Origin of the sequence: Pollutimonas subterranea (assembly GCF_002849655.1) — a bacterium.
Lineage (GTDB): Bacteria > Pseudomonadota > Gammaproteobacteria > Burkholderiales > Burkholderiaceae_B > Pollutimonas > Pollutimonas subterranea.
Window position 1 is genome coordinate 1 of the sequence record NZ_PDNW01000006.1, and the last position, 24,244, is coordinate 24,244.

Sequence of the window (24,244 nt, forward strand, 5' to 3'; positions counted from 1 at the left end):
TCGTACCGTGCGCAACTGGAAGCGCATAGACCAGGTCTGGCTCAACCCGGATAAGGTCAATAAAGAACTACCGGAAACCATGAAGCTCGTTGCATGAAAAAGCGGACATCATTGTTGACAAACACCGCGGCTCTGGTGCCATACAACTGCTTGATTACAGCGCTGAATCGGGTATAGGCCGGATCCTGCATCAAATTCTTGGACCGGAGCTGGATCGCTTATCTATCCAGACGGTTTTCACGGCGCACCTGGCCTCTGTACTCAGGCCCATGGTGCTTAGCGGCCGCGGTATCGCATGGTTGCCGCAATCTTTAGTCGCCGACGACCTGCACGCCGGGCGCCTGGTGCTTGCCGGCCCGGAGCAGTGGCATATTCCCTTGCAAGTTCGGCTTTATCGCGATCGCTCGACATTGAGCCAAGCGGCTGAAATGTTCTGGCAGGCTGTTTGCGACCGTGATTGAAATCAGGCGGTCGGCTTTCATGGTCTTTGCAGGATGCTGACACCGATGAGCTTCTTTGCGAATCCATTCCCGAATTACAGGTTTTAAGCTGTATTGCGGTTTTACAAATCAAATTGCGTATGTCTAGATTACGCAGTACCATTTGTAAACCGAAATAACAGCCTGAGGTTTGTATGGTCGACTTCCCCGTCCGGACGGCAGAGCAACTGCCGGCATTGCTCCAGGGCTTTCGAAAGCAGGCCGGTTTGACTCAGGCTGCCACGGCATTACGGCTGGGTGTTACGCAACAGACACTCTCCGCGTTGGAGCGCAATGCAGACAAAATCAGTGCTGATCGCCTGCTACAGGTTCTCAACATTTTCGGCGTAGAGCTCGTCTTGCGCCAAGTGGGCGACCCGCCAGCAAGCCAGAACTCCTCCGGCCCCGTATGGTAAGCCCATGGGTCGACGTTCTCACACACGAGCCCTCGGCCTCTGGATGAATGGCGCCTTCGTTGGTACGTGGAGCGTTCAGCCCCATACCGGCGAAGCCCTTCAGTACAGCAACGACTGGGTAGCTTCCGAACAGGGCCGACCGTTGTCGCTGTCCCTTCCTTTCACGCCAGGCAATGGGCCTCATCGCGGCGATGCTGTTCGTGCCTACTTCGAGAACCTGTTGCCGGACAGCAAGGCCATTCGCGAGCGTGTTGCACGCCGGTTTCGGGCAGGCTCTACCGATGCGTTCACCTTGCTGGCCGAGGTTGGCAGGGACTGTGTGGGTGCGTTGCAAGTACTGCCCGACGGTGCAGTGCCAACACGCGTTACGTCGGTACAGGCAACGCCTATGAGCGACGCCGAGGTGGCGCAGCTACTACGTGGTGTAGTGACGCCGGCACAAATGGGCGGCCCTGAACTCGACGATGATGACTTTCGCATCTCTATCGCCGGTGCGCAGGAAAAGACAGCGCTGTTGCGGTTCAACGGCCAATGGAGCCGGCCGCGGGGCGCGACTCCAACCTCCCACATCTTCAAGCTGCCGCTGGGTCTGGTTGGCAACATGAAGCTTGATTTAAGCGAGTCGGTCGAGAATGAGTGGCTGTGCTCGCAAGTTCTGGGCGCTTACGGCTTGCCGGTTGCGCGCACCGAGCCTTTGCAATTCGAGGACATGAAGGTGCTCGCGGTGGAGCGGTTTGACCGGATGTGGTGGGACAACCAAGATGGGGCGCCTTGGCTTATCCGGCTGCCGCAGGAAGACATGTGCCAGGCCACCGGCACGCAGCCACACCTGAAATACGAGGCCGACGGCGGCCCCGGAGTAGATCGCATCATGGGCTTGCTGGAGACATCCCGGCAGTCCGAGCGTGACCGGCGGACGTTCTTCCAGTCCCAGGTGTTGTTCTGGATGTTGTGCGCGCCGGATGGCCACGCGAAGAATTTCAGCCTGTTCCTGCGTCCGGGTGGCAGCTACGAGCTCACGCCGCTGTACGATGTGCTGTCAGCCTATCCAATTCTCGGGGAAGGGCGAGGGAAGCTGTCGCCCTTCCGTGCGAAGATGGCCATGGCCGTGCGCGTCAAGAACCCACACTGGGTCATGCGCGACATCCGGCGCCGGCACTGGCTGGCCGTGGGCGAGCGCTACGGTGTTGTGACCGCCGATGGCCGTGGGGCGCAACTTGTCGTTGACGACTTGGTCTCCCGAACACCGGATGTCCTGCGCGTAGTCCGTGCCAAGCTGCCGCATGGATTCCCTGAAGGTTTGGTCGACAGCATATTGAGCGGGCTGCAGGCGGCAGCCGATCGGCTCGCTGGCTAGAATTTGGCCAAGTAGTCCGGAAACGATGGCCGGCCGCATGGATCGTGGAGCAGGATGTGCGCAATGGCCTCAGACGTCGACAATAGGCACAAAGCCGCCGAATATCATCCGCTTGCCATCGAAGGGCATTTCTTCTCCCATGGCTTTCATACGGGGGTCGGACATCATCTTCTCGTTGGCGGCGTCTCGCACCTCTTTGGATGGATACTCGAGCCAGCTGAATACAACGACCTCGTCGTCCTTGGCTTTCACCGCGCCGCGGAAGTCCGTCACCTTGCCCCCGGGCACATCGTCCCCCCAGCACTCGACGAAACGGGTGGCGCCGAACTCCTTGAACAGATGGGACGCCTGCTCGGCATGCTTGCGGTACGTCTCTTTGTTCGCGGCCGGTACCGCTACAACGAATCCTTCTACGTAGTTCATCATTGTTCTCCTGGTTGAAGCCGGGACGGCTCCGGGCGCAGGCATCCTGGAACGCAAGAACCCGGTCTGCATGAGAATAAGATTGAACTCGAGTATGGTCAATGCCCCATGCTGCGGGCGTTTTTGATCATAAATAGATGCGGGCAAGGCCTTGCGTGATTGACGCGACGATGCGCTCGCGCCGGCTGCAAATATGCTGGGCAAGGATGGCCTGTGCGCGATCCTGGTCGCGTTTGACCAGCGCTTCGACAATTTCTGAATGCTCGCGCTGGGTGGAATCCCGACCAACGTTCTCCATGTCGATCCAGCGGATGAAGCGCAGTCGTTCGTTCAGGCTGTTAAGTATGCGCTTGAGTTCGGCGTTGCGCGCCATGTCCGCGATGCGCAAATGAAAACCTTCGTCGAGTTCGACCAGCTTCTCGCTTGATGCGGTGGCCGGCGTCGCCATGCTGGCCGCCAGGAACTCGGAGATATCCTGCAGCTGCTGTTCCGTTGCGCGGTCGAATGCCAGGCGCAGGCATTCACGCTCTATTGCCATTCGGGCTTCGTAGAGATCGGCCATTTCCTGGATGTCCAGCGGCTTGCGTATATAGCCTCGGGTGGACTCCACCAACAGGCCTTCACTCGCCAGGCGGTTCAGGGCTTCGCGTATCGGTGTGCGACTGACGCCGAAACGCGCCGCGAGTTCCAGTTCATTCAGGCGCTCGCCAGGCTTCATTTCGTAGGAAATGGCCATGTTTCTGAGGGCGGCGAATACACCCGCGGCCCGGCCGCGCTGGCTGGGCTTGGCGCTGGGCTTTGCATCGGGCTTGGTAGGCTTGGACGTTGCCATGTTTATCTGTCTGTATACCGAAAGGAACTGTAATTTAAACGGCATTTAGGAGGGGTGCCGCCGTTTTCCCGGAATCGGGACGCTGCGTCCCGAATCTTTAAGTATATTATTATGTATACTTAAATGCATCATGGCAGTGTTGGCGTGCCGGTCCAGTCCGAGCGGCGTGATGAGCGTCATAGTCAATACAAGCCTGTCGGTGTGCACCTGAGGAGATGTGATGAGCAAGATAAATGGCGCGGATGCGTTGGTCCGCATGCTGCAACTGAACGGCGTAAAGCATATTTTCGGCCTATGTGGCGATACCAGCTTGCCGTTCTACGATGCGCTGGCGCGCCTGGATCACGGCATTGACCACATACTCGCTCGTGACGAGCGCAGTGCGGGCTACATGGCAGACGCGTATGCACGCGTCACCAATAAAGTCGGCGTGTGTGAAGGTCCCAGCGGCGGCGGCGCGACATATTTGCTGCCCGGCCTGGTCGAAGCTAACGAGTCGTCAATCGCCGTTCTTGGGATCACGACTGACGTATCCGTTACCTCGCGCGGCAAGTTTCCCTTGACTGAACTGGACCAGCAGTCCTTATATCGTCCGCTGACCAAATGGAATACGACCGTAAATCGCGTTGAAGAAATTCCCGATGCAGTACGGGGCGCGTTCCGGGCAATGACCACCGGCAAGCCGGGTGCCGCCCATATATGCCTGCCTTACGATGTGCAGAAGCAGCAGATCGACGCGGCATCGGTATGGGCGCAAGAAGGCCACGACACTTTCCCGGCCATGCGTAGCGCTCCGAATGCCGCCGATATCGAAAAAGCGGCCGAGAAACTGGTGGCGTCCAGCGCGCCGGTCATTATTTGCGGCGGCGGCGTGGTGCTGTCGGGAGCGTGTGAAGCGCTCGACATTCTGGCCACCACGCTGAACGCGCCGGTTTGCACGACCATCAGCGGCAAAGGCAGCTTGGCCGATACACACCCATTGAATGCGGGTGTGATTGGCGCCAATGGCGGCACGGACGCAACGCGCGCAGTGGTCGCCGGCGCGGACCTGGTGCTGTTTATCGGCTGCCGTGCGGGATCCACGACGACGGAACACTGGCGCTTTCCATCGCGCAGCATTCCCGTCCTGCATATTGATGCGGATCCGATGGTGATAGGAACCAATTATCAAACCGATGTGGCAATGGTCGGCGATGCCTTGCTGGCCTTGACGCTGCTGAACCAGGCCGTAACGGATCGTATTGGGAAACGTCCGGCAGCCGTGGCGGACGGACGGGCAATCACACAGGCCGCACGCGATGCCAAGCAAAAGGCCTTATTGGGCTTGGCCTCCGAGTTGTCGACCCCCATTAAGCCCGAGCGAGTGCTCGATGCCTTGAATCGCTTGCTGCCCGACCATGCCGTGGTGGTCGCGGATCCAGGAACACCTTGTCCTTATTTTTCCGCCTACTTTAATTCCAACCGTCCGGGCCGTCACTTCATTACCAACCGCGCCCACGGCGCGCTGGGCTTCTCGCTGGCAGCCGGTATCGGAGCTTCGTTCGGCCGGCCCGACTCGGTGGTTGTCTCCGTCATGGGCGATGGAAGCTTCGGCTTTACCTGCGGCGAATTGGAGACGCTGGTACGTCGCAATATTCCCTTGAAGATGATCGTGTTTTCGAATAGCGTTTTCGGCTGGATCAAGGCGAGCCAGCAAGAAGGCTACGAGCAGCGCTATTTTTCCGTTGATTTCAGTCGCACGAACCACGCCAAGGTGGCCGAGGCGTTTGGCGTCAAGGCATGGACGGTTTCCGACCCGGCCGATGTGGATGCGGCAATCAAGGCGGCGCTGGCGCATGACGGTCCCGCGCTGGTCGACGTGATTTCGCAGGAGCTGCAGGACACAGCCGTTCCTGTCAGCCAATGGATGGGGTAGGCGAGTTCAGCTGAAGCAATTTTGTGGCTGGCGTTACTATGGCTACCCGCGCTGATCTTCACGTGGCGTCAAGCATGCAAATATTTTGGACAATGAAAACATGACACAGCAGAAGTGGGTGCAGCAGGCCGTATCCAGCATCGAGGCCGACTTCAACCGTTCGGCCGACACCCACCTCATTCCCGTGGCGCTTCCAGCGTATCCGGGAATCCAGCTGTATCTGAAAGATGAGTCCAGTCATCCCACTGGCAGCCTGAAGCACAGGCTGGCTCGTTCATTATTCCTGTATGCGCTATGCAATGGCTGGCTGAACGAGCACAGTACCGTGATCGAAGCGTCATCCGGCTCGACGGCGGTGTCAGAGGCTTATTTTGCCCGCCTTATCGGCTTGCCTTTCATCGCCGTCATACCAAAGAGCACGTCAGTCGAGAAGATTGCCGCCATCGAGTTCTATGGCGGACATTGCCATTTGGTGGATAAGTCCCACGAAATCTACGGTGAGTCGGAGCGGCTGGCACGCGAACTGGGCGGCCATTACATGGATCAGTTCACGTATGCGGAACGGGCGACGGACTGGCGCAGCAACAACAATATTGCCGAGTCGATTTTTAACCAGATGCGGCAAGAGAAACACCCTATACCGGCATGGGTGGTCTGCAGCTGCGGAACAGGGGGCACGACAGCCACCATAGGGCGCTACATCCGCTACCGTGGCTATGAAACCCGGGTTTGCGTGGCCGACCCTGAGAACTCTGTGTTCTATGACGCCTATACCTCCGGCGACAGCACCTTATCGCATGAGCAGGGTTCGCGTATCGAAGGCATCGGGCGCCCCCGGGTCGAGAAGTCATTCATTCCCAGCGTCATCGACTGCATGGTCAAGGTGCCCGACGTGGCCTCTTTGGCCGCCTTGCGATATTTGCACGGCAGCCTGGGGCGGCGCAGCGGCGGCTCTACCGGCACCAACTTTATCGCTGCGCTGCATCTGGCCCGGCAAATGCACGAAGCGGGCCAAAGCGGTTCGATTGTGACGATACTGTGCGACAGCGGCGAGCGCTACATGCAAACCTACTATGACGATGCGTGGTTGACGTCACGACAATTGGATATCGCGCCGGCGCTTGCCGCGCTGACAGCCTGCGCGGACCACGGCGATGACATGCCGTGGGATCTGGCCGAAGGCGTGCGCAGCACCAAGGTTTTCACGCACAATTAGCCGCTACAGCAATCGTGCGCTGTTTGGCTCTAGCCTTTCGATGCGAGCACCTGGCCGGCGGCCTCGGCGGCGACGCGAGCGAGCTTATAAGACTCATCCAATACCCTTGTGGCGTAGCCGCGTGCATTGCCTGAGTATTTTTTAAGTGCTTTATTCAGGCTGCCATCGGCTTTTTCCAGATACTCTTCCAGTACGTCGGCCCCGACCCGGATATTCACTTCGGGATCGAAGAGCGACTCGGAAGGGTGCAGCTTATCGGGGTGCCATCGGCGAACCACCTGCATCAAACCTTGGGCGCCATAGCGGCTTTGCACTTTTGGACGAAACGCGCTCTCTTTCTGCATCATGGCAATAAGAAGCTCCGGTGACATCCCTTCGCGCTTGCTTGCTTCTTTCCAGGCCAATTCCACGTACTCGCGAATCGTCGATTCGCTTTTGCCAAACTTGGCGGCCAGATACTCGGTTTGTGCTTGTATCTTCGCTTCGTTCTCGAGCCCTGGCAACTGACCCTGCTCCAGGGATTTGAAGCGCGGAGTCGGCGCTGAATAGCTGCCAGGCTCCAGTGGTTGCAGTTGCAACGTGACCCGCTGGGTCAAGGGATGCCATTCCTGTCCGTAAAGCTCTCCGGCCACGACGGCCTGAGGGACAAGGGCACCCGCCGTCAGAATCAGCGTGGTGGTAAGTTGACGGACGCTACGGGTAGTGAAGGCTTGCGCTGCGGATATAGTCTGTTCAAGCTGCTTAATGAAGTTCATGGGTCCTGAGCCGCCACAGCCCGACCAAGTACGCAGAGCTGGCCTACGGCCTTTCAGGCTGGCCGTTATCGAGGAGTTCTGGCACTGGCGGCGATCGAGTCCCTTGAAAGGGGAAAACTCAATCAATGGCTGTGTTGCGGTCTGATTTATTGATGTTCCGCGCCGGTCGAGGCCGCGTTTTGTGTTGGGGACCATATCATTGACTCTCCCATGCTGCACTTACCAAATGTAAAAGACCTACTGAATAGCAACAGGATCGAATTTCCCGTTTGGAGGTCGCGCAAGCACCGGTGGCCCTGGGAATTGCAGGTTTCCACTGCAACAAGCAGGAGCTTCCGGATAGGCGTACGGTAGGATAGTTTTACGTTTTGGCGCTATGGGCCAAGCGCTTTACCTTTTATGGCGGTTGTCCGAATGGCGCTTTAGAAGGTCACTTTCACGGAGGCGGCACTGCGATTGGCCTTGCCGTGGTAGACCGCCTCGATATTATTGCCATCGGGATCCAGTACGAAGGCCGCGTAATAGTCGGGATGGTATTCACGCAGGCCGGGTGCGCCGTTACCCTTGCCACCATGATCAAGTGCGGCCTTATAGAACGCATCGACCATTGCCCGGTCTTGCGCCTGGAACGCCAAGTGATGGCGCCCGGTCAATTGGCCGGTGGCGGCCGGGCTATCCGCGGTCGAGATGACCAGTTCATCGGCCCAGAAGTAGCCATCACCGGTTCCACCGATAGGGATGTTCAGGACGTCAAGGACAGCGCTATAAAATTTCTGGCTCGCCGCCAGATCGCGTACGATAAGCTGGATATGGTCGATCAAGCGACCGCGATGCAATTCCTGGATTTCCATGGCGCTCTCCTGTTAGCAAAGGCTGGAAAAGGATAAATCAATTTGACGATCTTGCCAAAACTCTGCTTTGCCGCTTTCGTCGGTATGGCTGCCAGCGCTGCGAGTTGGGCTGGCGATGATGCGGCGCGCATTCGCGGCATCGTCGAAACCGCCATTCGTCCGGTTATGGCAGAGCATGACGTGCCCGGCATGGCCGTTGCACTTACCATCGACGGCCAGGCCTTCTATTTCAACTACGGCCTCGCGTCGAAACAGGGCAATGTACCGGTGACCGAGCGAACGCTGTTCGAGCTCGGGTCCATCAGCAAGACGTTCACAGGACTGCTGGCTGCATACGCCCAGGTGTCGGGGAAACTGTCGCTGGCCGACCACCCGGGTAAATTCATGCCCCGGCTTAAGGGAAGTGCGATCGACCGCGCCAAGCTGCTTCATCTCGGAACCTATACGGCGGGCGGACTGCCGCTGCAATTTCCCGATGACATCATGGATGAGGCTCAGACCACCAGCTACTTTCAGGCGTGGGCTCCAGATGCCGAGCCCGGCAAGTTTCGTCGGTATTCCAATCCAAGCATAGGCTTGCTTGGGCATATTGCGGCGCTTGCCCTGGACGGCGATTTTGCCGAGGCCATTGAAACGCGGCTCTTTCCCGAATTGGGTTTGAACAGCAGCTATGTCCGCGTGCCGCAAGAAGCGATGGCAGATTACGCATGGGGATACGACCAGGCGAATAATCCCATACGTGTGAATCGAGGCCCGTTGGACGCGCAAGCGTATGGTGTGAAGTCGTCGACCGCCGACATGATTCGCTATGTGCAGGCCAATATCGATCCAAGTCCGCTAAAGGCACCCTGGCGGCGTGCCATCAAGGACACCCATCAGGGTTACTTCACGGTCGGCGATATGGTGCAGGGACTGGGATGGGAGCACTATCGACACCCAATCACTCTGGACCGACTGTTGGAGGGAAATTCGCGCGGCATGGCTTTGGAGCCCAGGATCGCGACACCGCTGGTCCCGCCGGAATTGTCGTCGGGGCTAACCTTGTTCAACAAGACCGGTTCCACGAACGGCTTTGGCGCCTACGTGGCCTTCATTCCACAGAAACAAATAGGCATCGTGATGCTGGCGAACAGGAATTTTCCGATACCGGCCCGGATCCGCGCGGCATATGCGATCATGGAGCAACTCACGCCTTTCTAACGCTGCCCAGGTCAGCACTGGAGCTCCAGGCATGGCATACCAGCACACCATCGATAGCCATACGTGGGCCTTCGCGGACCTGCGGGAACTCATGGCCAAGGCGAGCCCCCAAAGGTCCGGGGACGAACTCGCGGGCATTGCCGCAGGCAATGCGGTAGAACGCATGGCCGCGCGCATGTGCCTGGCCGACGTGCCGCTGGCGCGTTTCCTTGACGAGGCGCTGATCCCGTACGAGGCCGATGAGGTCACCCGTCTCATTCTCGATAACCATGATTCCGTGGCCTTTGCGGCGGTCGCTCATCTTACCGTCGGCGCTTTTCGCGACTGGCTGCTGTCGGATCTGGCGAACGAGACATCATTGAAGCAATTGACGACCGGAATAACGCCGGAAATGGCGGCCGCGGTCAGCAAGCTCATGCGCAACCAAGACTTGATCCTTGCCGCACGCAAGTGCCGTGTCATCACGCGCTTTCGCAACACGCTGGGACTCCCGGGCCGCGTCGCCGTGCGCCTGCAACCCAACCATCCCACTGACGATATGCAGGGGATTGCCGCCTCGATGGTTGACGGCCTGCTTTACGGCGCGGGAGATGCGGTGATAGGCATCAACCCTGCGACGGATAGTATTCCGGCTCTTGGCCGGCTGGTGTGCATGCTGGATGATGTCATTTCCCGGCTTGATATTCCGACCCAGTCCTGTGTGCTGACGCACGTGACCAATACCCTGCGGGTGATGGAACAGGGGATGCCCGTGGACATCGTGTTCCAGTCCGTCGCGGGCACGCAGGCTGCCAATGCGGGCTTTGGGATCAATCTGGGCATACTGCGCGAAGCGCGCGACGCCGCGTTGTCGCTACGCCGCGGCACAGTGGGTGAGAACGTCATGTATTTTGAAACGGGCCAGGGCAGTGCGCTTTCCGCCAGCGCGCACCACGGCGTGGACCAGCAAACCTGCGAGGCACGGGCGTATGCGGTGGCAAGGGAGTTCAAGCCGCTGCTGTCCAACACAGTGGTCGGCTTTATCGGACCCGAATACCTTTACGATGGCAAGCAGATTACGCGGGCGGCGCTGGAAGACCATTTCTGCGGCAAATTGCTGGGCCTTCCGCTGGGTTGCGACATTTGCTATACGAACCACGCCGAGGCGGACCAGGATGATATGGATACCCTGCTGACCGTGCTCGGCGTGGCGGGCGTGACCTTCATCATGGGTGTGCCGGGGGCGGACGACGTCATGCTCAACTACCAGAGCACATCTTTTCACGACGGCCTTTACCTGCGCTCTGTGCTGGGCTTGAAACGCGCGCCGGAATTCGAGGATTGGCTGCTGCGCATGCAATTGATCGATTCGGCGGGCAGCGCTTTGCCTCTGGCGCCCTCGCATCCGGCCCTGGGTGCATTGCGCCGGCTCCGCTTCGGCTCCTGAAAAGGTACATCATGTCCAATACGCCTGTTGACGAAGATCCCTGGACGGACCTGCAACAGTACACGCGAGCACGCCTTGCCTTGGGACGTGCGGGAAACAGCATTCCTACGGCGGAGGTGCTGCGCTTCGGCTACGCCCATGCGCAGGCACGCGTTGCGGTACACACGGCGCTCGACGTGGATGCAATGCGCGCAGCACTTGAACGGGACGGTTTGACTGCTGTGGGTGTCCAGAGCGCCGCACCCGACCGGGCCACGTACCTCGCTCGCCCGGACCTGGGTCGCCAGTTGGCGCCGGACAGTGCAATGGTCTTGCGCGACTATGCTGGTGGGCGGGGCGGGCGGCAGGATGATGTGGCGTGCGATCTCCTGCTTATCGTCGCCGACGGCCTGTCTTCGACCGCCATTTCGCGCCATGCCCGGCCGCTGGTTTCGGAAATTGTGGGCCGCGCCCCAGCGGATTGGGTGCTCGGTCCGGTGGTGATCGCCACCCAGGCCCGCGTTGCCCTGGGCGATGAAATCGGCGAAATTCTAGGGGCCCGCATGAGTGTGATGCTTATCGGCGAGCGTCCAGGGCTCAGCTCTCCGGACAGCCTGGGCATGTATCTGACCTGGGGACCTCATCGCGGTTGTACCGATGCGCAGCGCAATTGCATATCTAATGTGAGGCCGGAAGGGCTTGCATACCGTGAAGCCGCCCGGCGGCTATGGTGGCTTTGCACTGAGGCGCGTCGGCTGCAACTGACGGGGATTGCCTTGAAAGACGGCAGCGATGTCACTGAGCTGACGTCTGATTTGCCTCAGTCTTCTCGTGATTCGTTGAGCAACTGACCAGCGATATCGCCCAGCGACAAGCCCCCGTCCATGGCTACGCGTTGCATGCGCTCATGGGCCTGTTGCTCGCTAAGATGATAGCGGCTCACGAGCAGCCACTTGGCCTTTTCGATCTGCTTTCGCTCGTCAAGAGAACGCCGGACGCTAGTCAGCGCATCGGCGGCGTCCTGCATGCGCAAAGTTTGTTCGCGGAGTATGTCCACGATAGAGCGATCCATGTCACGGCCAATACCGTCTTGCGGAGGAATATCGGCAATGCGGCCTTGTACACGGAACACCATGCTGGGTTCCTTGCCGCTCGCACGGTCCGTGAAACGACGTAGCAGCAGGCTGCGGTCGCCCAATTCTTTACGTGTTTCCGCAATGCGTTTCTCGCATTGTTGTGCCAGGGCCTTGGCCAGCAGATTTTCCACATTGCGCATGCCGTCAATACGCTGTGTGCAGAGGTCCAGCCAGACTTCTGTCAGCGCGACCCCCACACGCTGCGATTCCGACGTGTTATCAAGCATGGCCTGCATACGCTGCACGTCTTGCGATTGCTGATCCAGCCCTTCCCAGCACTGCAAGGCTGCTGGCGGTGCAAACTGTGTGAATACATCGACGCTGCGGTTTCGAGCGGCCACCAACGCCGCCATGCGTGCTTTTTGGACTTCGGTGAAGTAGCCGGCCTGGAAGCCCACCACCCCATAGGCACGCTCCTGCCCGCTGAGCTCTTTGCCTTGTATGAAGTTGAGCAAGGCAACGAGAATGCGCGTTACATCGGGATCGAGCGCGGAATCGGCTGCCTCGAAAACCATGGCGAGCAAACTGGCGATCAGGTCGGTAAACGTCGACTCTGCCTCTTGTGCGGATGTGCGCCGATCACGGATACCCCGTCGCAGGCCGGGCAGGGCCTCCAGTCTATGGAGAGCCGACGCCACGCAGTTGAAGAAATGCGCCTTGTCGCTGGCCGGCCCAGACCCGGCGTCCAGGTCATCCAGGTACCGGCGCATCTCGTGCTCGGCGTCCGCCGCGTGCCGGCCTAGTTCAGCAAGCGTCGGCAGCCCATCGTCATCCTCGCTGCATAAATACAGATTGGACCAGCCTCGCTCCTTCTGCAGGGCATGGACCAGCTTGCCGGCCAGAACCACGAGTTCGCACGTGCCCGCCAGCGATTCCAGCGCATGCAGTTCGCAGCGACGGGCGGCCAGCAAGAAACGCAGTGTCGGAGGAACGTAGTTGTTGCTCATGTCAGTGTGTCCTTGAAGGCGCGTCCCTGTCGCCCTATCAGTTGAAGCTGCGCTTGGGGCCCGTCCTGAGATGTGTCGTGTACAAGGTCAGGCCTGTCAGCGATATCCCGCCGACCAGGTTGCCCAGCACCACCGGGATCTCGTTCCATATCAGGTAATCCATGACCGAAAAATTGCCGCCCATGATAAGCGCAGAGGGGAAAAGAAACATATTGACGATGGAATGCTCGAAACCCATGGCGAAGAACAGCATCACCGGCATCCACATGGCGATGACCTTGCCACTGACCGAGGTGGAAATCATTGCGCCGACGACGCCCAGGGACACCATCCAGTTGCATAGCACGGCCCGGATGAAAATGGTGAGCATGCCTGCGGCGCCGTATTCCTTGTATCCCAACGTCCGGTCCTCGCCAATATGGGCAATGACCTGTCCGACATCGTTAGGCGGAACCGAGAATCCGTAGGTAAAGACTATGGCCATGAGGAAGGCAACCGTGAGCGCTCCCAGGAAATTTCCCAGGAAAATGATACCCCAGTGTTTCAGGATGGCGCCTCCGGTGACGCCGAGGCGGCGATCAAACAGCGCGAGCGGGGTCAACACGAAAACACCGGTAAGTAGGTCGAAGCCCATCAGGTAGAGAATGCAAAAGCCCACGGGAAACAGTGCCGCGCCAAGGATGGGCGAGCCGGTTTGCACGCTGACGGTAACCGCGAACACTGCCGCAATAGCCAGGATGGCTCCTGCCATATAGGCCCTGATGAGGGCGTCGCGCGTGGCCATGAAGATTTTTGATTCGCCGGCATCCACCATTTTGGTGACGAATTCCGACGGGATTAAATAAGACATGATGTGTTCCTTGATCGGATGAAATAGAGAGTGACCGTTGCGGTGCCAGGGAGCCCTAGGCCAGCTCCACCGAATCGCCGTTGAAGCGGGCTTTCCAGGTTTGCAGTCGATGCTCCGGGTATTCGAGGCAAAGGCCGTCGATCAGCCTGAAGTGCTGTTTGTAGATCGGTGATGCGACAACCAGGTCACCGCCGATGTGTCCCACAATGCCTCGTCCAATGACATTTGCGCCTGATTTGGGATCGTGGTTTTCGATGGCATACAGCGTTTGCTCCCCGGCGTCCGGTACAAAAAACAGGGCGACCTGTATGCCGTCGACCAAAGCGACGCCACCGGAATTGGCCACCAGGTCGGCGCGGGTGCAAACTGGGCGCCAGACGGGCTGGCTGTGTGATTGAGTACGCATCACGCTATCTCCTCAACGATAGGAATTACACGGGCGCGAGGCGGGGCCGGGCGTCGCTGGCCGCGCTCTTCGACAAAATGGATATCCGGATCACCGCCGCTTTCATTCACGAAGGTGCGGAAGCGTTTAAGCTTTTCCGGATCGCCGATGGTGTTGGCCCACTCGCACTCATATCTATCTACCACCAGCTGCATCTGCGCCTCGAGTTCAGCGCCCAGGTCCAGGCTGTCGTCGATCACCACCGCCTTCAGGTAGTCCAGGCCGCCTTCCAGCGATTCGCGCCAGACCGACGTGCGCTGCAGTTTGTCGGCGGTACGGATATACAGCATCAGCAAGCGGTCGATGTAGCGGATCAGGGTGGCGTCGTCCAGGTCGGTGGCAAACAACTCGGCATGACGGGGACGCATGCCTCCGTTGCCGCAGACATAAAGGTTCCAGCCGTTTTCGGTGGCGATTACGCCGATGTCTTTGCTTTGCGCCTCGGCACATTCGCGGGTGCAGCCCGAGACCGCAAACTTGAGCTTATGCGGGGCGCGCAGGCCCTTGTAGCGATGTTCGATGTCCAGGGCCATCTTCACGCTGTCTTGCACGCCATAGCGGCACCAGGTGCTGCCTACGCAGGACTTCACCGTGCGAGTCGACTTGCCATAGGCGTGGCCTGTCTCGAACCCGGCGGCGATCAGCTCGGCCCAGATATCCGGCAGCTGGTGGAGTTCGGCGCCGAACAGGTCTATGCGTTGTCCGCCTGTGATCTTGGTATAGAGTTCGTATTTTTTTGCCACCGCCCCAATGGCGATGAGACCCTCGGGCGTGATCTCGCCCGCCGGAATCCGGGGCACTATCGAGTAGGTGCCGTTTTTCTGCATATTCGCCATGAAGGTGTCGTTGGTATCTTGCAGCGGAACCAGCTTCGGGTCCTGGATCGGCCGGTTCCAGCACGAGGCCAGGATGGATCCCACAACAGGCTTGCAGATGTCGCAGCCCATCTTCCCGCGGCCATGGCGGGCCAGCATTTCCTCGAACGTTTCAATGCCTTCGACGCGGGTAAAGGCGTAAAGCTCCTGGCGGGTGTAGGCGAAGTGCTCGCAAAGACTTTTGTCGACGGCCACGCCCCGGCAGGCCAGCTCATGCTCGACCACCTGCTTCAGCAGGCCGGCACAGCCTCCGCAGCCAGTTCCCGCCTTGGTGCAGGCCTTGACGCCGGCGACATCGGTGCACCCTTCATCAATGGCGCAACAGATGGCGCCCTTGCTGACGTTGTGGCACGAACAGATGGTGGCTGTGGCCGGCAATACGTCTATGCCCAGCAGCGGCGCGGCCTGGCCCGCCGGCAGTATGAGACTGGCCGGATCCATGGGTGGAGCAATGGTATTTTGCACGTATTGCAGCAAGGTATCGTAGTAGCTGTTGTCGCCGATGAGGACGGCGCCCAGCACACGTTTTCCGTCCTGCGAGATCACCAGGCGTCGATAGCTGGACGTGGCTTCATCGATATAGCGATAGCTGCGCGCGCCAGGCGTTGCACCGTGCGCATCGCCGATGGATCCGACATCCACGCCCAGCAATTTCAGTTTGGTCGACATGTCGGCGCCGGCAAAGGGCTCTACCAATTCGCCACAGAGCTCGCCGGTGACGATGCGGGCCATTTGATACCCTGGCGCGACGAGACCAAAGATGTTGCCGTTCCACACGGCGCATTCGCCAATTGCGTAGATATGCGCATCGCTGGTTCGGCAGCGCTCGTCGACGATGATCCCGCCGCGCTCTCCGATCGCAAGTCCGCTCTTTTTCGCCAAGCCGTCGCGGGGACGGATTCCGGCCGAGAAGACGATGAGGTCGGTTTCCAGTGCCGTCTTGTCGGCGAAGAGCATCTGATAGCGGTGCTTTCTGCCGGATTTGATTTCCTGCGTGGCCCGGGACAGGTGCACGCCGACACCTAGGCTTTCGATGCGGGACTTGAGCGATGCGCCACCCATTTCATCGAGCTGTACAGGCATAAGACGCGGAGCAAACTCGACGACATGCGCCTCGAGATCCAGCGACTTCAGCGCGTTGGCAGCCTCCAGGCCCAGCAGGCCTCCTCCGACTACAACGCCGCGGCGCGCGCCTTGTGCGGCATTGCGAATAAGGTCCAGGTCGTCGATCGTGCGGTACACCAGCCGTGAATTTCCTTCGGCACCGGCCACGGGCGGCACAAAGGGGTACGATCCCGTGGCAAACACCAAGCTGTCGTAGCTAAAGCTGCCTTCCGCGGTGATCACTTGCCGCCGATGGCGGTCCACCCCGGTTACTACGGCGTTCAAATGCAGGGTCAAGCCTTCCTGCCGGTAGAAGGCGGCGTCGCTTAACGCCATCGATTCCGCGTCGCGGCCGCCCAGGTATTCGGAAAGATGCACGCGATCATACGCACGTCGGGACTCTTCGCCGAAGACGTGTATGCGATAGCGTTCAAGGGCGCCTCTTGCTACCAATTGCTCTACGCAATGGTGGCCTACCATGCCGTTCCCGATCACAATCAGGGTTTGCAACGGGTTGGATGCGGTCACTGCGTTCATTGGGATATCCTCAAAAAAGCGCCCGGAACCTTGCGGTCGCGGGCGCCATTGCCTGTCGTACACAAATTGTCGTACCGGGTCTTCACTGATCCGGTACTAGGGTCTACGCAATTCACGTGCCAGAAATGGGAGCCGTCTTCCGTGGCCACTGCGTAGCAAGAGACGTTGCAGGGCGGGAAGGACGTTACCGGGAGAAGGCCGGGATGCTTCATTGCGGTGCACAATCGTCGTTTGCCGCATCCTTTTGGGTCAAGCGCCTGTGATGTGCCGAGCCGGCGGGCTCCGGTTTTCCGGCGCCAGATCGGCGTCGCAGGTATGGATTAGGTTGCTTGCGGGCACATTTGAAGATACTCTGGCGGGCGCCCTTTCGCGGGCGAATACATATATAAGAATGAGAAAGGGGACAAAACAATGCAGCGAATAAGTGGGTGCCGGAGGCGATGGTGTACCGCCTTATTGCTCTTCTGTCTGGCCGTCATCGCTTCCGCCCATGCCACAGCGGCAACGGTCAGCATAGGGGGCACCGGTGCGGCGGTAGGGACGATGCGCTTGCTCGGAAAAGCGTTCGAACAGGTCCAGTCACAACATGCGGTCAGGGTATTCGACAGCTTGGGGACGACGGGCGGCGTAATGGCCTTGCGTAGCGGGCGGCTCGATATAGCGGTGACCTCGCGCAACATCACTTCCGCCGAAGAAGAAGGCGGACTGGTGGCACGCAAGTATGGGACGACTGCTTTCATCTTCGTCAGCCACCCCGATACGGCGCCCTTGCCCCTCACCCCGGAAAGAATCGCTGAAATCTTTACCGATCAATTTGCCGCCTGGCCCGATGGAGAGCCGCTACGGCTGGTGCTGAGGCCGCTTAGTGATGCCGATACCAGGCAGCTTGGCCGTATTTCTCCCGAGGTCGAGCACGCTGTGGCCGCAGCCCATGCACGCGAAGGCATGATCATGGCGGTGACGGATATCGAATCCGCCGACCAGGTGGAGACAACCCCGGGTGCGTTCGCCACGTCCACGTTGGCGGTCATATTGTCTGAAGGCCGTCACGTTACGGTGCACCCGATGAATGGAACGCTTCCATCCCGCGATTCGTTGGCAAAGGGCAGCTACCCCCTTGTCAGAGACCTATATATGTTTACGCCCCGCCAGCCCTCAGACGCCGCCAGGAGGTTCCTGCAGTTCGTTTTTTCCCCTCAAGGTGGCGAAATACTGCGCGCCACCGGCCACAAGATAGACTGAGCGGGTATGTTTCATCCACGCAAACTCAAACTGCTTACCGTTTTTGCTGCTGTAGTGGCATTCCTGGTATTTGTCCTGCCCCCTATCACCTATATTGCGTTGAGATATCAGCACGAGAAAGCCGTGGTGTCGGTGGAAACGCATGTCAATGCGCTGGCCGTCAGCGAACTGATCAATAACAATCCGGAGTTATGGAGGTTCGAGCAACTGCGGCTTATCGAGCTCCTGTCGTTCCGCAGCGGTAGCGTCGGCGCGGCGGAGTCGCGTACGGTCTTCGATATAGACGGCACCATCGTTGCGGAAAGCAGGCGGGTCGTTCATGCACCGCTGATACGATCGACCCGCCTGCTGTTTGATGCGGGAAGGCCGGTAGGGCGTATCGATATTGCGCGATCGTTTCGCGAGCCGCTCGTTCATGGCATGGGGATAGCTGCAATCAGCCTCGTGGTGGCCATCCTGCTTTTTCTCGGGACCTACGGACTGCCGTTGCGAACACTGCGCAAGGCCTTCAACGATTTGCGGCAGGAAAAGGAGAAAGCCCTTATCACGCTGCAGTCTATCGGCGACGCGGTGATCACGACCGATGTAAACATGCGCATCGAGTATCTGAATCCAGTCGCCGAAAAACTGACTGGCTGGACGACATTGGAAGCCCGCTCCAGGCACATGGATGAGGTGTTCAAGATATTCAACGAGAAGACACGTGAACCCTCGGTCAACCCCATCAAGGAATGCCTGGACACCAACACGGTCGTCGCAATGGAAAACCACACCATATTGGTTCGCCGGGGCGACGGCGAGGAATTCCATATCGAGGACTCTGCTGCTCCCATACGGGTGAGCGACGGGGCCATCATCGGCGCGGTGATGGTCTTTCATGACGTGACCGATCGCAGGAAGGCCCAGAACCGCCTGCACCATATCGCCTTCCATGATGAGTTGACCGGTCTGCCGAACCGGTCATTTTTCCAGGAAAGCCTGCGTCGGGCCATGCAGGAGGGCCATGTCCTGAACCGCCGGGTGGCCGTGCTTTTTATGGATCTGGACAAGTTCAAGACTGTCAATGACAGCCTGGGGCACGCCATAGGCGATGAGTTGCTGGTGCTGGTCGCCAAGCGCTTGCAGGCATGCGTGCGCGATCACGATATGGTCAGCCGCATGGGGGGCGACGAGTTTACCGCGGTGCTGACCGATTTGCCTTCTGCCGAAAGTGCGGCGATCGTGGCAAAGAAAATCATCAAGGCGCTGTCGACACCATTCGAGCTGCACGGAAATACCCTGCGGATCTCGACAAGCATCGGTATTACGGTATTTCCGCGTGACGGTGAGAGCATAGGTGTTCTGCTGAAGAACGCGGACACGGCGATGTATCACGCCAAGAGTTGCGGGCGGAATAACTTTCAGTACTACATCTCTGCAATGAGTGCGCGGGCGCTTGATGTCCTCTACATGGAAAACGCCTTGCACACGGCGCTGGACAACGACGAGTACTATCTGGAATATCAACCCAAGCTTGATTTGAAAACCAGGCGCATCGTGGGCGTCGAGGCATTGCTCAGATGGGATAGCCCCCAACTCGGCTGTGTCATGCCTTCGAACTTTATCAGCGCACTGGAAGAGTCTGGTGATATCTGCCAGGTGGGCAGCTGGGTACTCGAAACGGCGATAGCGCAGGCCAAGGTGTGGATGGATGCGGGGCGGCCCATGGTCGTATCGGTCAACGTGTCCGCGCGTCAGTTCAAGCAGCCCGATTGGGTCGATGAAGTGATGGCCTTGCTTGATACCGCAGGCCTGCCGCCCGGGTTGCTTCAGATCGAAGTCACGGAAAGCCTCTTGATGGACGGCGCCGATCGAAACGAAGCAATGATCAGGGCCTTGACCCAGCAGGGCGTAAGGGTGGCGCTGGATGACTTCGGTACGGGGTTTTCATCACTGAGCTACCTGCGCCGCTTTCCCATCACCGAGTTGAAAATCGATCGGTCATTTGTTGTGGATATTCGTAAGAACACGACCGCCTACAAGGTCATAAAGACTATTATTGATCTCGGCCAGGCGCTCGATATACGAGTCATTGCAGAGGGGGTGGAAACGCCCGAGCAATATGGCCTGCTTGCCGAAATGGGCTGCGATGAGATCCAGGGCTATTTGCTGAGCAGGCCGCTAAGCGTGCCTGCGTTCGAAGCGTTCCTCGATAATTTCGGGGGCGGCCAGGTGGCCGCATGCCAAAGCCAGGACAAGCTCCAGTAATTGCATTTTCCGACAGGTGACGCACCCATGATCAATGACGATATCTACAACGATGACGCGCAGCGCATTTTAGGCTGGGCCGAATCCCTGGCCGCGCACACCGATGTTCCCGGTGAGCTCACCTGCACGTATCTGACGCCCGCCCATCGTGCAACGGCACAACAGATTGCCCGATGGATGAATGATTGCGGCTTTGACGAGGTCCGCCACGACGCCGTGGGCAACGTCATCGGGCGCTATAAGGGCAGCGCTGGGGGCGGCCTGGTCTCCACGGGCAGCCACTACGACACCGTGCGCAATGGTGGCCGCTACGATGGACGCCTTGGCATCCTTGTACCCATGGCCGTGGTGGCGTCTATGCGGGCTCGTAATGAGCGCCTGCCTTTCGATCTTGAGGTCGTCGGCTTTGCCGAAGAAGAGGGCGTGCGTTTCGGTGGCACATTCCTTGGCTCATCGGCGTATGCCGGCCTGTACGATCCGGCGCTGCTGGGCTTGCGCGATGGCGATGGGGTGTCGGTGAGCGAGGCGATGCTGGCCGCTGGCCTCGACCCCGCCGCGCTGGCGCAACCGGGCAGCGGCCCAACCGATCGCGGTCCGACCGACCTGCGCCACTACTTCGAAGTCCATATCGAGCAAGGCCCGGTGCTGCTGGAAAGCAACAGGGCATTGGGCGTGGTCAGCGCGATCGCCGGCTGCGTGCGGCGCATGGTGGTACTTGAAGGGTTGGCCGGCCACGCGGGTACGGTGCCCATGGCGCTGCGGCGCGATGCGGCGGCGGCCGCGGCGGAAATAGTGTTGGCCGTGGAGCGTATTTGCAGCGCACAGGCCGGGCTGGTCGGGACCGTCGGCATATTGGAAGTCCCGGGCGGCTCGATCAATGTCGTGCCGGGTCTATGCCGGCTGTCGGTCGACGTGCGTGCCGGTAAAGACGAAATCCGTGACCAGGCGCTGGCTGTCATCGATGCGGAAGTTGACGCGATTTGCCGACGGCGGAACATAGCCTGGACATCGACCGAGTTGCTGCGTGCCGCGGCGGTGCCATGCAGCGACGAGGGCCGCGGCCTGTGGCGCAAGGCGCTTGGGGAGCAGGGGCATGAACCCTTTGAACTTCCATCCGGCGCCGGACATGACGCCATGCTGATGGCCCGCATCGTCCCCGTCAGCATGTTGTTTCTGCGTTGTGGCAACGGCGGCATCAGCCATAATCCGCTGGAAACGGTCGACGCCGCCGATGTGGCGGCCGCCTGCGGCGCCACGCGGCGCTTCCTGGATGCCCTGGCATCCGAGGGTGCGGCGGCCGGCGGATAGTCAGCGGCTCTGCAAGAGTTCGGCCAGTGTCAGCGCCACGACTTTCGTGGCGCCATTCAGGTCGTTCAGCCGCAGGTTTTCATCCGTGTTGTGGCCGCGCGCCTCCATCAGGGTACGCGGTCCGGCACCGTACAACACCGTCGGTATGCCGCGTTGGGTGTAGTGCCGGGCGTCTGTATAAAGAGGCACGCCGTGCGCCGGGATTTCCACGCCGAAAAGCTTCCCGGCGTGGCGCTGCAGCGGTTCTATCAGGCGGTCCGCGCCCGGCAGGCGTTCCAGGGGAACGGCAAGCATGATCCGCCTAAAGGCCACGGTAATGCCCGCATGTGCGTCCGCCGCTGCCTGGACTACCTGGCGCAGTTCGCCTTCCACGTCTGTACCGGTCTCTTCCGGAATCATGCGCCGATCGATACGCAAGCAGACCAGATCCGGCACGACGTTTGTGTTGATGCCTCCGTGGATCAGTCCGACGGTAAGCGTGGGTGTCTCAATGCCCGGCGTCGCTGAACGGCGTCGCGCCAACGTGTCGCGATAGGCGTACAGGGATTGCAGCACCGATGTCGCGGCCTCCAGGGCATCGGCGCCGGTATGCGGCATGGCCGCATGGGCCTGCTTGCCATGCACGGCCACCTCCAGGTGCAGGCAGCCATTGTGCGCCGTCGTCACGCCATACGAGAATCCTGCGGAAATAGCCAGGTCGGGCGTCGTGATTCCTTCGTCGAGCAGCCATTTCGGACCGAGATCGCCGCCGGCTTCCTCATCGTAGGTGAGGTGCAATTCCAGTACGCCATTCAGCTCGACGCCCTGGCGTGCCGCCTCGCGCAGGGCGAGCAGCGCCCAGGTGTAGGTGGCGAAGTCGGACTTCGATACGGCCACGCCGCGTCCGTACATGACCGGCCCATGTTCGGCGCAGTCAACGACCTCTCCCCCATAAGGCTGATGCTGCCATCCCTGCCCCGGTGGCACCACGTCGCCGTGTGCATTCAAGGCAATGGTCGGACCGCCGTTTCCGAAAACCTCACGCACCACCAGATTGGTGATCGACACCATGCCATGGGCTTGCACCTGTGCCTGTGGAACGGGATAGGCGTTTGCCTCGACGCCAAGCTGCTTCAGCAGGAGCGCTGTCTGTTCTGCATGAGGTGCGCAGTCGCCCGCGGGGTTGTCGGATGGAATGCGCACCAATGCCTGCAGGAATGATTCCTGTGCGGCACGCTGGCCGTCGATGAAATGGATCAGGGTAGGGGCGGTGTCGACGGCAGGCATGGGAGGCAAGTCCAGGGAAAAGCGAAACGAAGAAGCGTCACGCACTCCGGCACTGTAGTGCACGCTACACGTCTACGCAATGCTATGGTTACCTGCTTAACAAGCAGTGCGCTGTTTTTTTTACGACGCTGATTGTTGTATCCTCTTTAACTCATTTAGAAGGAGTACTACTCATGGCCCAAGCCACTGCCCGTCATATCCTCGTGTCAACGGAAGAAAAATGCCAGGAACTCAAGACCGCTATTGAAGAAGGCGCCGATTTCGCACAGGTTGCAAAGGATAATTCCAGCTGCCCGTCCAGCCGCGATGGCGGCAACCTGGGATCGTTCGGTCCAGGCCAAATGGTCAAGGAATTCGATACCGTCGTATTCAGCGCGCCCATCAATGTTGTGCAGGGCCCGGTAAAGACTCAATTTGGTTACCACCTTCTTGAAGTCACCAGCCGCCAAGACTGATTAGTGCGCGGCATCTGTCCCGACTGCGTATTCGCGTCGGGGCAGCCAGCGATATGGCAATGCTGTGCATGCCATATCGGAATCACCGATACGTTACTGCCAACACGCCAACAGCCATGAAAACGATAGAAATTTCCAGCGGGGTTTCCTGCGCCAATCATCTTCCCTTTGTGCTGTTCGGCGGCATCAATGTCCTGGAATCCGAAGACCTGGCCATGCGTGCTTGCGAGGAGTACAAGCGGGTAACGCAAAAGCTCGATATTCCCTACGTCTTCAAGGCGTCTTTCGACAAGGCCAATCGCTCGTCCATTCATTCCTATCGCGGTCCGGGCCTGGACGAGGGCTTGAAGATTCTCCAAAAAGTAGCAGCGGCGTTCGACGTGCCGGTTCTTACCGACGTGCATGAGCCATCGCAGGCAGATGCTGTTGCGCAGGTAGCGGACGTGCTGCAATTGCCGGCGTTTCTGGCGCGCCAGACTGACCTCGTCGTGGCGCTGGCCAAGACCAAGCTGCCCATCAATATCAAGAAGCCTCAATTTCTCAGCCCTGGCCAGCTGCTGAACGTCGTTGAAAAATTCGGACAGGCCGGCAATGATCGCGTGTTGCTGTGCGAGCGCGGCACCTGTTTCGGTTACGACAATCTGGTGGTTGACATGCTGGGCTTTGATGTCATGAAGAAAACTTGCGGCGATCGCCCGATAGTTTTCGATGTGACGCATGCATTGCAGCAGCGTGATCCGCTGGGTGCGGCATCGGGCGGACGCAGAAGTCAGGTGGTGGATCTGGCCCGTGCCGGCATGGCGGTAGGCCTGGGAGGCCTGTTCCTGGAGTCCCACCCCGACCCTGATAATGCCAAGTGCGATGGACCTAGTGCCTTGCCCCTGGCTCAGTTGGAGCCGTTCCTCGTACAGTTGAAAGCGCTGGACGACCTGGTCAAATCATTTAAGCCGCTGGATATTTCCTGAGTTCTTTCGCGCATGCAA

The 24,244-nt window shown here is 59.4% G+C and carries 22 protein-coding genes; 13 read left to right on the forward strand and 9 right to left on the reverse strand.

Annotated features, from left to right (window positions below; translation table 11 throughout):
* The first annotated feature begins 89 nt into the window (after window positions 1–89).
* The 3 genes from CR159_RS08725 (at window position 90) to CR159_RS08735 (ending at window position 2,252) form a co-directional block, all read left to right on the forward strand.
* A complete protein-coding gene (locus tag CR159_RS08725; protein ID WP_102073633.1) occupies window positions 90–461 on the forward strand; it encodes a LysR substrate-binding domain-containing protein in 372 nt (123 codons plus the stop codon).
* Between the two features lie 173 nt (window positions 462–634).
* A complete protein-coding gene (locus CR159_RS08730; protein WP_102073634.1) occupies window positions 635–895 on the forward strand; it encodes a helix-turn-helix domain-containing protein in 261 nt (86 codons plus the stop codon).
* A gap of 4 nt (window positions 896–899) precedes the next feature.
* Complete coding sequence (locus CR159_RS08735) at window positions 900–2,252, forward strand: type II toxin-antitoxin system HipA family toxin (RefSeq protein ID WP_102073635.1); 1,353 nt, start codon at window positions 900–902, stop codon at window positions 2,250–2,252.
* A 69-nt stretch (window positions 2,253–2,321) separates the two neighbouring features.
* On the opposite strand, the gene CR159_RS08740 is transcribed toward CR159_RS08735, so the two are convergent.
* Window positions 2,322–2,675: a DUF1428 domain-containing protein gene (locus CR159_RS08740; protein WP_102073636.1), complete on the reverse strand. Its 354-nt coding sequence runs from the start codon at window positions 2,673–2,675 to the stop codon at window positions 2,322–2,324.
* A 127-nt stretch (window positions 2,676–2,802) separates the two neighbouring features.
* Window positions 2,803–3,507, reverse strand: coding sequence for a GntR family transcriptional regulator (locus CR159_RS08745; RefSeq protein WP_102073799.1), 705 nt, complete (start codon window positions 3,505–3,507; stop codon window positions 2,803–2,805).
* Between the two features lie 220 nt (window positions 3,508–3,727).
* Between CR159_RS08745 and CR159_RS08750 the strand changes: the two genes are divergently transcribed.
* Window positions 3,728–5,422: a thiamine pyrophosphate-binding protein gene (locus CR159_RS08750; protein WP_199173275.1), complete on the forward strand. Its 1,695-nt coding sequence runs from the start codon at window positions 3,728–3,730 to the stop codon at window positions 5,420–5,422.
* A 100-nt stretch (window positions 5,423–5,522) separates the two neighbouring features.
* Complete coding sequence (locus CR159_RS08755) at window positions 5,523–6,638, forward strand: PLP-dependent cysteine synthase family protein (RefSeq protein ID WP_102073800.1); 1,116 nt, start codon at window positions 5,523–5,525, stop codon at window positions 6,636–6,638.
* 29 nt (window positions 6,639–6,667) lie between these two features.
* Here CR159_RS08755 and CR159_RS08760 read toward each other — a convergent pair whose 3' ends face one another.
* Together CR159_RS08760 and CR159_RS08765 are read right to left on the reverse strand one after the other, a co-directional pair.
* Window positions 6,668–7,393: a lytic transglycosylase domain-containing protein gene (locus CR159_RS08760; RefSeq protein WP_102073638.1), complete on the reverse strand. Its 726-nt coding sequence runs from the start codon at window positions 7,391–7,393 to the stop codon at window positions 6,668–6,670.
* A gap of 422 nt (window positions 7,394–7,815) precedes the next feature.
* A complete protein-coding gene (locus CR159_RS08765; protein WP_102073639.1) occupies window positions 7,816–8,244 on the reverse strand; it encodes a VOC family protein in 429 nt (142 codons plus the stop codon).
* 84 nt (window positions 8,245–8,328) lie between these two features.
* On the opposite strand from CR159_RS08765, the gene ampC reads away from it, so the two are divergent.
* The 3 genes from ampC to eutC are packed head-to-tail and all read left to right on the forward strand — an operon-like array spanning window position 8,329 to window position 11,700.
* On the forward strand, window positions 8,329–9,444 hold the full coding sequence (ampC, locus tag CR159_RS08770; protein ID WP_102073801.1) for a class C beta-lactamase: 1,116 nt from the start codon (window positions 8,329–8,331) through the stop codon (window positions 9,442–9,444).
* Between the two features lie 31 nt (window positions 9,445–9,475).
* Window positions 9,476–10,870 carry an ethanolamine ammonia-lyase subunit EutB gene (locus CR159_RS08775; protein WP_102073640.1) on the forward strand — a complete coding sequence of 465 codons (1,395 nt, stop codon included), beginning with the start codon at window positions 9,476–9,478 and terminating at the stop codon, window positions 10,868–10,870.
* An 11-nt stretch (window positions 10,871–10,881) separates the two neighbouring features.
* A complete protein-coding gene (gene eutC / locus CR159_RS08780) occupies window positions 10,882–11,700 on the forward strand; it encodes an ethanolamine ammonia-lyase subunit EutC (RefSeq protein ID WP_102073641.1) in 819 nt (272 codons plus the stop codon).
* On the opposite strand, the gene CR159_RS08785 is transcribed toward eutC, so the two are convergent.
* Genes CR159_RS08785 through nirB form a run of 4 tightly spaced genes read right to left on the reverse strand, consistent with a single transcriptional unit; the run spans window position 11,670 to window position 16,743 of the window.
* Window positions 11,670–12,932 (reverse strand): nitrate- and nitrite sensing domain-containing protein, encoded by a 1,263-nt coding sequence (locus CR159_RS08785; protein ID WP_102073642.1) that lies wholly within the window; start codon window positions 12,930–12,932, stop codon window positions 11,670–11,672. The genes eutC and CR159_RS08785 overlap by 31 nt on opposite strands.
* A gap of 37 nt (window positions 12,933–12,969) precedes the next feature.
* A complete protein-coding gene (locus CR159_RS08790; RefSeq protein ID WP_102073643.1) occupies window positions 12,970–13,782 on the reverse strand; it encodes a formate/nitrite transporter family protein in 813 nt (270 codons plus the stop codon).
* Between the two features lie 55 nt (window positions 13,783–13,837).
* Window positions 13,838–14,188 (reverse strand): nitrite reductase small subunit NirD, encoded by a 351-nt coding sequence (nirD, locus tag CR159_RS08795; RefSeq protein ID WP_102073644.1) that lies wholly within the window; start codon window positions 14,186–14,188, stop codon window positions 13,838–13,840.
* Window positions 14,188–16,743: a nitrite reductase large subunit NirB gene (gene nirB, locus CR159_RS08800; protein ID WP_199173276.1), complete on the reverse strand. Its 2,556-nt coding sequence runs from the start codon at window positions 16,741–16,743 to the stop codon at window positions 14,188–14,190. The genes nirD and nirB overlap by 1 nt, the downstream gene beginning before the upstream one ends.
* Window positions 16,744–17,154: 411 nt before the next feature.
* Here nirB and CR159_RS08805 point away from each other — a divergent pair, with 411 nt between their 5' ends.
* The 3 genes from CR159_RS08805 to CR159_RS08815 are packed head-to-tail and all read left to right on the forward strand — an operon-like array spanning window position 17,155 to window position 21,540.
* Window positions 17,155–17,985 (forward strand): PstS family phosphate ABC transporter substrate-binding protein, encoded by an 831-nt coding sequence (locus CR159_RS08805; protein ID WP_102073645.1) that lies wholly within the window; start codon window positions 17,155–17,157, stop codon window positions 17,983–17,985.
* A gap of 6 nt (window positions 17,986–17,991) precedes the next feature.
* Window positions 17,992–20,232, forward strand: coding sequence for a putative bifunctional diguanylate cyclase/phosphodiesterase (locus CR159_RS08810; RefSeq protein ID WP_102073646.1), 2,241 nt, complete (start codon window positions 17,992–17,994; stop codon window positions 20,230–20,232).
* Between the two features lie 27 nt (window positions 20,233–20,259).
* Complete coding sequence (locus tag CR159_RS08815; RefSeq protein ID WP_102073647.1) at window positions 20,260–21,540, forward strand: hydantoinase/carbamoylase family amidase; 1,281 nt, start codon at window positions 20,260–20,262, stop codon at window positions 21,538–21,540.
* Here CR159_RS08815 and CR159_RS08820 read toward each other — a convergent pair whose 3' ends face one another.
* Window positions 21,541–22,806, reverse strand: coding sequence for a M20/M25/M40 family metallo-hydrolase (locus CR159_RS08820; protein ID WP_102073648.1), 1,266 nt, complete (start codon window positions 22,804–22,806; stop codon window positions 21,541–21,543). It abuts the gene before it with no gap.
* 173 nt (window positions 22,807–22,979) lie between these two features.
* On the opposite strand from CR159_RS08820, the gene CR159_RS08825 reads away from it, so the two are divergent.
* Both CR159_RS08825 and kdsA read left to right on the forward strand, forming a co-directional pair.
* On the forward strand, window positions 22,980–23,261 hold the full coding sequence (locus tag CR159_RS08825; protein WP_102068158.1) for a peptidylprolyl isomerase: 282 nt from the start codon (window positions 22,980–22,982) through the stop codon (window positions 23,259–23,261).
* Between the two features lie 116 nt (window positions 23,262–23,377).
* A complete protein-coding gene (gene kdsA, locus CR159_RS08830; RefSeq protein WP_102073649.1) occupies window positions 23,378–24,226 on the forward strand; it encodes a 3-deoxy-8-phosphooctulonate synthase in 849 nt (282 codons plus the stop codon).
* Window positions 24,227–24,244 lie beyond the last annotated feature (18 nt).

Bases quoted from the DNA above. Each gene is read 5' to 3' on its own strand.
- CR159_RS08730 (WP_102073634.1), top strand. From the start codon at position 635: ATGGTCGACTTCCCCGTCCGGACGGCAGAGCAACTGCCGGCATTGCTC.
- CR159_RS08735 (WP_102073635.1), top strand. From the start codon at position 900: ATGGGTCGACGTTCTCACACACGAGCCCTCGGCCTCTGGATGAATGGC.
- CR159_RS08740 (WP_102073636.1), bottom strand. From the start codon at position 2,675: ATGAACTACGTAGAAGGATTCGTTGTAGCGGTACCGGCCGCGAACAAA.
- CR159_RS08745 (WP_102073799.1), bottom strand. From the start codon at position 3,507: ATGGCAACGTCCAAGCCTACCAAGCCCGATGCAAAGCCCAGCGCCAAG.
- CR159_RS08750 (WP_199173275.1), top strand. From the start codon at position 3,728: ATGAGCAAGATAAATGGCGCGGATGCGTTGGTCCGCATGCTGCAACTG.
- CR159_RS08755 (WP_102073800.1), top strand. From the start codon at position 5,523: ATGACACAGCAGAAGTGGGTGCAGCAGGCCGTATCCAGCATCGAGGCC.
- CR159_RS08760 (WP_102073638.1), bottom strand. From the start codon at position 7,393: ATGAACTTCATTAAGCAGCTTGAACAGACTATATCCGCAGCGCAAGCC.
- CR159_RS08765 (WP_102073639.1), bottom strand. From the start codon at position 8,244: ATGGAAATCCAGGAATTGCATCGCGGTCGCTTGATCGACCATATCCAG.
- ampC (WP_102073801.1), top strand. From the start codon at position 8,329: ATGGCTGCCAGCGCTGCGAGTTGGGCTGGCGATGATGCGGCGCGCATT.
- CR159_RS08775 (WP_102073640.1), top strand. From the start codon at position 9,476: ATGGCATACCAGCACACCATCGATAGCCATACGTGGGCCTTCGCGGAC.
- eutC (WP_102073641.1), top strand. From the start codon at position 10,882: ATGTCCAATACGCCTGTTGACGAAGATCCCTGGACGGACCTGCAACAG.
- CR159_RS08785 (WP_102073642.1), bottom strand. From the start codon at position 12,932: ATGAGCAACAACTACGTTCCTCCGACACTGCGTTTCTTGCTGGCCGCC.
- CR159_RS08790 (WP_102073643.1), bottom strand. From the start codon at position 13,782: ATGTCTTATTTAATCCCGTCGGAATTCGTCACCAAAATGGTGGATGCC.
- nirD (WP_102073644.1), bottom strand. From the start codon at position 14,188: ATGCGTACTCAATCACACAGCCAGCCCGTCTGGCGCCCAGTTTGCACC.
- nirB (WP_199173276.1), bottom strand. From the start codon at position 16,743: ATGAACGCAGTGACCGCATCCAACCCGTTGCAAACCCTGATTGTGATC.
- CR159_RS08805 (WP_102073645.1), top strand. From the start codon at position 17,155: ATGCAGCGAATAAGTGGGTGCCGGAGGCGATGGTGTACCGCCTTATTG.
- CR159_RS08810 (WP_102073646.1), top strand. From the start codon at position 17,992: ATGTTTCATCCACGCAAACTCAAACTGCTTACCGTTTTTGCTGCTGTA.
- CR159_RS08815 (WP_102073647.1), top strand. From the start codon at position 20,260: ATGATCAATGACGATATCTACAACGATGACGCGCAGCGCATTTTAGGC.
- CR159_RS08820 (WP_102073648.1), bottom strand. From the start codon at position 22,806: ATGCCTGCCGTCGACACCGCCCCTACCCTGATCCATTTCATCGACGGC.
- CR159_RS08825 (WP_102068158.1), top strand. From the start codon at position 22,980: ATGGCCCAAGCCACTGCCCGTCATATCCTCGTGTCAACGGAAGAAAAA.
- kdsA (WP_102073649.1), top strand. From the start codon at position 23,378: ATGAAAACGATAGAAATTTCCAGCGGGGTTTCCTGCGCCAATCATCTT.